Here is a 6,096-nt window from a genome sequence, read left to right as displayed (position 1 = left end):
AAAATAGAAGAGTGAGCACTTGATTTGCTGGTGCTTTCAAACAACGGTGTTGTTTTTTTAACAGCCGAACTGGAAAGGGAGGCTGAGCTGCTCAGTGATCACTTTATCCGTTGGCTGATTTACGCCGGCATGTTCGCTACAGGCACTGAACGACAACGCAGATGGTATGGTCTGTGCGTTCTGACTCGTCAAGGATCGGCCAATGGATCGTTTGTCTAATTTGCTCTCGCGGTTCGGCGTGCGGGCCAATCTGTTCTATGACGGCGACCTATGCGGCTCTGCATCTTACGATGGCGCCGAGCGGCGAGGTTATATCCATCTGCTTCAGGCCGGCAGCGTGACGTTGCTTGGTCCCGATCGCAAGGATTTGCAGCTCACTCGCCCTAGCTTGATTTTTATGCCACGCCCCGCCAAGCATCAATTGTTTGCGGGTGAGTCCGATGGCGCAAAGTTGTTGTGTGCTTCCATGGAGTTTGAGGGCGGAATTGATAATCCTTTGTCGGCTTCATTACCGGACTGTTTGGTGCTCGCACTCGATGATCTGCCCATGCTGGCAGACACGTTGGAGTGGATGTTTGCCGAGGCGGCAAATGTGCATTGTGGAAGGGAAGCCGCGCTTGAGCGCTTATTTGAGCTCCTAATCATTCTGTTGCTCCGTTACCTGCTCGATCATCACCAGTTGCGCACCGGAATGATGGCTGGACTGGCCGACATGCGGCTTGCCCGATCGCTTTTACAGATGCACAACTCCCCGGAACATGCCTGGTCAATAGCAGAGCTGGCCAGTGAGTCAAATATGTCACGCGCTGCGTATGCCGTGCATTTCAAGAGTGTCATCGGACAGACGCCTGCTGATTATTTGTTGAGTTGGCGAGTTAGCCTGGCTCAGAAGCTGATGCGAGAAGGGCGCTCGATTACGCTGATTGCAGCTCAAGTCGGCTACGAAAGTCCTTCGGCGCTGTCTCGCGCATTTAGACGCAAGACGGGGTTGAGCCCTCGTGACTGGTTGAAAGATCTGGCGGGGGAAAATGATGGCAAAAAGGCCTAAGGCATTACTGCCTTAAGCCATTGAAAAAATTATGCATTAATTTTACGTTTTTCCAGTTCAACCAGCGAATGGCCTGCCACAAATATCGAAACAGCAAGCAACCCTAAGTCTTTAAGCAGAAACTGACCTGGCGCAACGGAAATCGCCGGAAACCCTAAACTAGGCTCAATGACGCCCGGAGTGGAAAACATAAAGCTAAGGGTTGTGAAGAACAGGCCTGCAGACAGAGCGCCTCCTACCACGGATAGTTTGGGCGACAGCATGCGGCCTGCGATCAGAGTGCCGATCGAAATCTCTAGTATGCCGAGCAGGCTGGAGAACATGTCGACCGAAAAAATGCTATACACCCATCCCAAAAGCGGGCTGTTGCTCACCAGTGGAACCAGGCCCTCGGCCTCGTAGTGGGTAAATTTCATGCCGCCGAACCAGAAGTAAATAATAGCGAGAGCCAAGTACGCGCCATAGATACCTAGCCCCATAGTTTTGGTTCCAAGCGTTAAGTGGGCCTGTACGCTGGACTTCGAGTTTTCAATGCCTATGGTTTTCATGTCTGAGCTTCCAGTAGTGAGTGAGAGTGTGTTGGCTGCCGAACGCCGTATGCGTTGGCGATGAGATTATTATGGCTGGCATCTCTAATCAAGAGGCATCAGAAAGTATTGATTTCAGTGCAGATCGTCTTGGGCGGTGCAATTCGCGATGAAGGGATCGCCGTGGAGGGGTCGTCTCAGAAAACGGAAAATAAAGCACGCTAAGCGTGCGTGGAGGCTGGCACCCAGCGGTACAGCGTCGGAATGGACACGCCGAGGTTCTTGGCCACGTCCTTGGGCGGCACCCCGCTGGCCAGCAGCTTCTTGGCCGACTCGATCTTGCTGTCGGTCATCTTCGGCTTGCGGCCGCCTTTGCGGCCGAGCTGCTTGGCGACTTCCAGCCCGGCGCGGGTGCGCTCGACGGTCAGCTCGCGCTCCATTTCGGCAAGGCTCGCCATGACGTGGAAGAAGAACCGCCCGGATGGTGTGCCGGTGTCGATGGAGTCGGTGAGGCTCCTGAACTGGACACCGTGCTTGTGCAGATCGCCGACCAGATCGACCAGTTGCTTGACCGACCGGCCCAGCCGGTCGAGCTTCCAGACGACCAAAGTATCGCCTTCGCGCAGCATTTCGAGCGTCTTGGCCAAGCCAGGCCGGTCTGCCCGCGTGCCACTCACCTTGTCCTCGAAGACCTTTTTACATCCGGCCTTGCTCAAGGCTTCGCGTTGCAGCTCCAGGTTCTGATCCTGCGTCGAGACGCGCGCATAGCCAATCAACATGGCTTGTCTCGCGCCCGGTCGATGCGTTCCTGCATCGCCTGCATCACTTCTTCGTGGGTGTACGATCTGGCGTTGGCGTCGGTGGCTTGCCGCAGGGCTTCCTCAACCTCGCGCGTCATCCGCTCGTAATCCTCCGGCCACAGCGCTTGCTCCATGCGCAGCGACGCCTGACCCAGCAGGTGCAGCAGGCTGAACAGCCGCATGTCGTTGGTGGCGACGATGCGCTCCCGAATCTGCTCCTGAATAGCTTCGCTAGCCCGATGCGCTTGTGGTGTGGCAGTCCCCTCGTAGTCAGCGGGGAATTCCGCTTCCTCGGCAATCCTTGCCCAGGCGCTGGCCAGCGCCTCGATGGTTGACGTGCTCATTTCCGCCGCTCCTGTGCTCTTTGGCGAATCAACCGGCCAAGGGGCCTCGACGCGAAAACCAGCAGCATCACGCCTATCGGATACCAGGTCGAGAAGACCACCAAGGCATCGAAGGCTGGCCGTCCGGTGTTGGTAGGCAGTACGGCGGTCACAGCCATCAACCCGCCGACCGTCCAGATGATGCGCCACACGTAGGGCATCACGCGGGGCACGTAGCCGTCATCGAAAGCGGTCTGGTAGTAGCGGCGCAGGCCGCGCTCGGCAAGCGCCTGGCGCTGCCGCTCCGACAGCGCATCCGTCCGGCCATACCAGCGCCGGAATGGTGGACAGCGCAGCAGCAAAGGGGTGAAGAGGATCATCACCGCCACGATCGCGACACCCCACGCCATGACGGCGCCGGCATCGGGCCGCTTGGCGTTCTCGATCACGGGCGCGAAGACGCCCGGAGCACCGATCATCCAGAACAGCGCAATGTGCTGATGGAAGGAGAGCTTCATTTGCTCATCCACTTGCGCAGCAGGCGCTTTTTCAGGGAGGCGCGTTCTTGCGGGTTGCGTCCCTTGTGATTGGCGATGCGATCCGCCGTGGCGGCCTGGCGCTTGACGGGCCAGTAGGAGCGGCCATCCTTGCCCATCGACCAGACGCTGCTGGCCTGGTTTTCCAGCAGGGGCAGATGGGCGCTCAGGGCTTCGGGCGACGCGCTGGTCAGCGCCGTGCGCTCACGGGTGCGCCAGCGCTGATGCCAGAGCTTCTTGTCCTCGCGCTCGCTGCCGCAGGTCGTGTGCCCGACGATGGGTGTTTTGCGGCGGCTGCGGCTCATAACGTAGTGGTCTCCAAGAACATTCAGGACTGATCCCAGGCGTCGATGGTCAAGACCTGATCGGCAGGACAGGCGGCTACGCGGTCGGGAACTGGATGGTGTTCAGTCTCATGCCGACCCCATTCGATTGATCGCGTCGCTTGCGGCACGCTGCGACGCAAGGAGGTTTGCGACCTGGTTTAGCAGCCGTGTCCGCTGCATGTCTGTTACCTATCTCCCCGACCGCTCATTGGACCAACTCCAGAGATTGGGCTCTATCGCTCAGCCAATACGAAACCGGCATTGGCTGATGCCACAACCGAGACGAACACAAATGGCTCGGTACCTGTATTTCGCGCCCCGTGCACTTGGCCCGGTCTTGCCACGGCTATCTCACCTTCCCTGAGGGCACGAACAATCCCATTGCCCTGAAAGTAATCAGCCATTCCCGACAAAACAGTCCACGTGTCTTGGCCGTGAGGATGAATGTGAGCCGCAATTTCCTGCCCGGGATGGACATGCCAAACCACGATAATTGAGTCTCGGGTTTCAAGCACAACGGAACGAATAGGCTCGCCTTCGGACGGCTGAACATACTCGGCTACAGAAAATATTCTCGATTCAACAGTCATCGGAGATCCCTCTTTCACAGTGCCCCCAGACAGGCTGGATATGAGTTCTAACTCGAATTTGAACGGGAGGCTGGTCGTGCGGTCGTGCAGTTGCCGATGAGCGTGTCGGCTGCTGCCTCCTTGCCCACCAGCGAACTCACGTCCGTTGCGGCCATCCAGAAGGTCTTGCCCGAGCGCGGCTCATAGGTCGCGGGATCGAACACGCCAGAGGGGCCGAACATCGGCGGCTTGATTGGTCATGGCTCCATGCCTTTGTCGTTACGGTCTTCATCGTCGGCATCCTGACGCACGGCGGGCAATTGCTGGAGCAACGCCGGCAGCCATTCCTGTACCGTCTCCCACACCACATCGAGGTTGATGTCGAAATAGCCGTGAGCCATGCGATTACGCATATTGCGCATGCTGCGCCACGGCACGTCGGCATGCGCCTGGGTGAACTCGACGTAGCCATCCATCACCTTTGTGGCCGCCTCGCCGATGACGATCAGGCTCATGATGACGGCCTGCTGGGTGCGCTTGTCGGCCAAGAAGTCGTCCTTGGCCATCCCTTCCACGAAGCTGCGCGCATCGGTTGCGGCCTGCTGAATGTGGTCGAGGTAATCGGGCAGGCGGTTCTCGCTCATATCGGTTGCGCCTCCGCGAGCACCTTGGCCCGGAACTTCGGCGGCAGTTCGCCGGGAGTCAGCAGATCGACGTCAACGCCGAGCAGCGATTTCAGTTCTTCTTCCAAATCGCCCAAGTCCAACAACGTGGCACCGGGCAGCGCATCGACCAACAGGTCGAGGTCGCTGCCATCCCGGTCGGTGCCATGCAGCACCGAGCCGAAGACGCGCGGGTTCGCGGCGCGAAAGCGGCCTACCGCTTCACGCACTGCGCTTCGCTTCATGTCAAGCACAACAGACGGTCGCATGCGCATCCTTTCTTATCGAAACTCGTTGAGATGATATGCAATCAAGAATAGAATTTCAAGAACTATTTTCGAGAATCGCAATGCCTTGATTCCCGTGCCGCGCCTGTGAATTTCACCCGCTCGACGAGCGCAACACCGACGCCGCCTACGCCAAGAACCGGCGAATCGACCTCAAACTCACGAACCGCTGAGCGACGCGTCACCGCGCTGCTGCGCCAGCCAGTCGCGCGGGGCGCAGCCCATGCGCACGCGGAAGGCGCGCGCCAACGCGTTCGGGCTGCCGTAGCCGACGCGGTCGGCCACCACCGCCACCGGACGCCCCTGCTTGAGCAGGGTGCAACTGACGTTCATCCGCCAGTCGGCCAGATAGTCGCCCGGCGTGACGCCCACCGCGTCTTTGAACGCGGCGGCGAAGCGCGCGCGTGACATGCCCGCCTGCGCCGCCAGCGCCTCGAGCGACCACGCGGTCTGCGGCGCATCGTGCATGGCGGTTATGGCGCGCGCGAGTTTCGGGTCGGCCAGTCCCGCCAGCAGTCCGGTGGCGCCAAGCCGCCCATCCATCAGATAACGCAGCAACTGGATCAGTAGCAACTCGCACAAGCGGTCGATGGCGGCCTGCCGACCGCACTGGTCGCGCTCGGCTTCGGCAGACAGCAGCTCTAGCGTCGGCCCGAGGCCGGGCAAGTCCGCCAGCGGAATCAGCAGCATCGACGGCAAGGCCATGGCCAACGGATTGCCCGTCGAAGCGCCCAGATCGACCTCCGCACACAACAGCTCAGCGGTATCGCCGGGGGCGGCGACAAAACGATGCGACGCCACGCGCGGATAAAACAGCAGGCTCGGCTCGGTAACCAGCAGATCTTCATGCACGGGCGAACGCGCCGTAATCGGGCCGCGCCGCACCAGATGGATATAGCCATGCGGCGCCGCGTAATGATGCTGCCCACAGAAGGCGCCGCTGTGAAAAACGCGCGCCGAAAGCGAGTAGTGCCGGAGCAAGCCGGCCAGTCGATCCGCCATTCCACTCTCCATATAA

General features: G+C 59.6%; 11 protein-coding genes. 1 reads left to right on the top strand and 10 read right to left on the bottom strand.

What is annotated here, in order from left to right:
- The first annotated feature begins 202 nt into the window (after positions 1 to 202).
- On the top strand, positions 203 to 1,048 hold the full coding sequence (locus tag ACODS0_RS27800) for an AraC family transcriptional regulator (protein WP_003464995.1): 846 nt from the start codon (positions 203 to 205) through the stop codon (positions 1,046 to 1,048).
- A 29-nt stretch (positions 1,049 to 1,077) separates the two neighbouring features.
- On the opposite strand, the gene ACODS0_RS27795 is transcribed toward ACODS0_RS27800, so the two are convergent.
- The 10 genes from ACODS0_RS27795 to ACODS0_RS27750 all read right to left on the bottom strand — a co-directional run.
- Positions 1,078 to 1,596, bottom strand: a complete 519-nt coding sequence (locus ACODS0_RS27795) for a YkgB family protein (protein ID WP_003464991.1) — start codon at positions 1,594 to 1,596, stop codon at positions 1,078 to 1,080.
- Between the two features lie 200 nt (positions 1,597 to 1,796).
- The gene (locus ACODS0_RS27790) at positions 1,797 to 2,354 is read right to left on the bottom strand and encodes a recombinase family protein (protein ID WP_003100847.1); all 558 of its coding nucleotides are present in this window, start codon (positions 2,352 to 2,354) and stop codon (positions 1,797 to 1,799) included.
- Positions 2,348 to 2,719: a hypothetical protein gene (locus ACODS0_RS27785; protein WP_003100853.1), complete on the bottom strand. Its 372-nt coding sequence runs from the start codon at positions 2,717 to 2,719 to the stop codon at positions 2,348 to 2,350. Before ACODS0_RS27785 ends, ACODS0_RS27790 begins: the two co-directional genes overlap by 7 nt.
- Positions 2,716 to 3,216, bottom strand: a complete 501-nt coding sequence (locus tag ACODS0_RS27780) for a hypothetical protein (protein ID WP_003100856.1) — start codon at positions 3,214 to 3,216, stop codon at positions 2,716 to 2,718. Before ACODS0_RS27780 ends, ACODS0_RS27785 begins: the two co-directional genes overlap by 4 nt.
- Positions 3,213 to 3,539 carry a hypothetical protein gene (locus ACODS0_RS27775; protein WP_003100858.1) on the bottom strand — a complete coding sequence of 109 codons (327 nt, stop codon included), beginning with the start codon at positions 3,537 to 3,539 and terminating at the stop codon, positions 3,213 to 3,215. Before ACODS0_RS27775 ends, ACODS0_RS27780 begins: the two co-directional genes overlap by 4 nt.
- Positions 3,540 to 3,793: 254 nt before the next feature.
- Positions 3,794 to 4,150, bottom strand: coding sequence for a cupin domain-containing protein (locus ACODS0_RS27770; RefSeq protein ID WP_003465043.1), 357 nt, complete (start codon positions 4,148 to 4,150; stop codon positions 3,794 to 3,796).
- A 47-nt stretch (positions 4,151 to 4,197) separates the two neighbouring features.
- Positions 4,198 to 4,371, bottom strand: coding sequence for a hypothetical protein (locus ACODS0_RS27765; RefSeq protein ID WP_003154411.1), 174 nt, complete (start codon positions 4,369 to 4,371; stop codon positions 4,198 to 4,200).
- A gap of 15 nt (positions 4,372 to 4,386) precedes the next feature.
- Positions 4,387 to 4,773: a HepT-like ribonuclease domain-containing protein gene (locus tag ACODS0_RS27760; protein ID WP_003100872.1), complete on the bottom strand. Its 387-nt coding sequence runs from the start codon at positions 4,771 to 4,773 to the stop codon at positions 4,387 to 4,389.
- A complete protein-coding gene (locus ACODS0_RS27755) occupies positions 4,770 to 5,060 on the bottom strand; it encodes a nucleotidyltransferase family protein (RefSeq protein ID WP_488838460.1) in 291 nt (96 codons plus the stop codon). The genes ACODS0_RS27760 and ACODS0_RS27755 overlap by 4 nt, the downstream gene beginning before the upstream one ends.
- Positions 5,061 to 5,237: 177 nt before the next feature.
- The coding region (locus ACODS0_RS27750) for a helix-turn-helix transcriptional regulator (protein ID WP_488838458.1) at positions 5,238 to 6,096 on the bottom strand (859 nt) is incomplete at its 5' end.

Source organism: Acidovorax sp. FG60, from assembly GCF_057808995.1.
Note: the sequence above shows the minus strand (reverse complement) of the source record. Positions and strands in the feature narration are given on the sequence as shown.

Coding starts and splice junctions, on each gene's coding strand:
- ACODS0_RS27800 (WP_003464995.1), top strand. CDS start 203: ATGGATCGTTTGTCTAATTTGCTCTCGCGGTTCGGCGTGCGGGCCAAT.
- ACODS0_RS27795 (WP_003464991.1), bottom strand. CDS start 1,596: ATGAAAACCATAGGCATTGAAAACTCGAAGTCCAGCGTACAGGCCCAC.
- ACODS0_RS27790 (WP_003100847.1), bottom strand. CDS start 2,354: ATGTTGATTGGCTATGCGCGCGTCTCGACGCAGGATCAGAACCTGGAG.
- ACODS0_RS27785 (WP_003100853.1), bottom strand. CDS start 2,719: ATGAGCACGTCAACCATCGAGGCGCTGGCCAGCGCCTGGGCAAGGATT.
- ACODS0_RS27780 (WP_003100856.1), bottom strand. CDS start 3,216: ATGAAGCTCTCCTTCCATCAGCACATTGCGCTGTTCTGGATGATCGGT.
- ACODS0_RS27775 (WP_003100858.1), bottom strand. CDS start 3,539: ATGAGCCGCAGCCGCCGCAAAACACCCATCGTCGGGCACACGACCTGC.
- ACODS0_RS27770 (WP_003465043.1), bottom strand. CDS start 4,150: ATGACTGTTGAATCGAGAATATTTTCTGTAGCCGAGTATGTTCAGCCG.
- ACODS0_RS27765 (WP_003154411.1), bottom strand. CDS start 4,371: ATGTTCGGCCCCTCTGGCGTGTTCGATCCCGCGACCTATGAGCCGCGC.
- ACODS0_RS27760 (WP_003100872.1), bottom strand. CDS start 4,773: ATGAGCGAGAACCGCCTGCCCGATTACCTCGACCACATTCAGCAGGCC.
- ACODS0_RS27755 (WP_488838460.1), bottom strand. CDS start 5,060: ATGCGACCGTCTGTTGTGCTTGACATGAAGCGAAGCGCAGTGCGTGAA.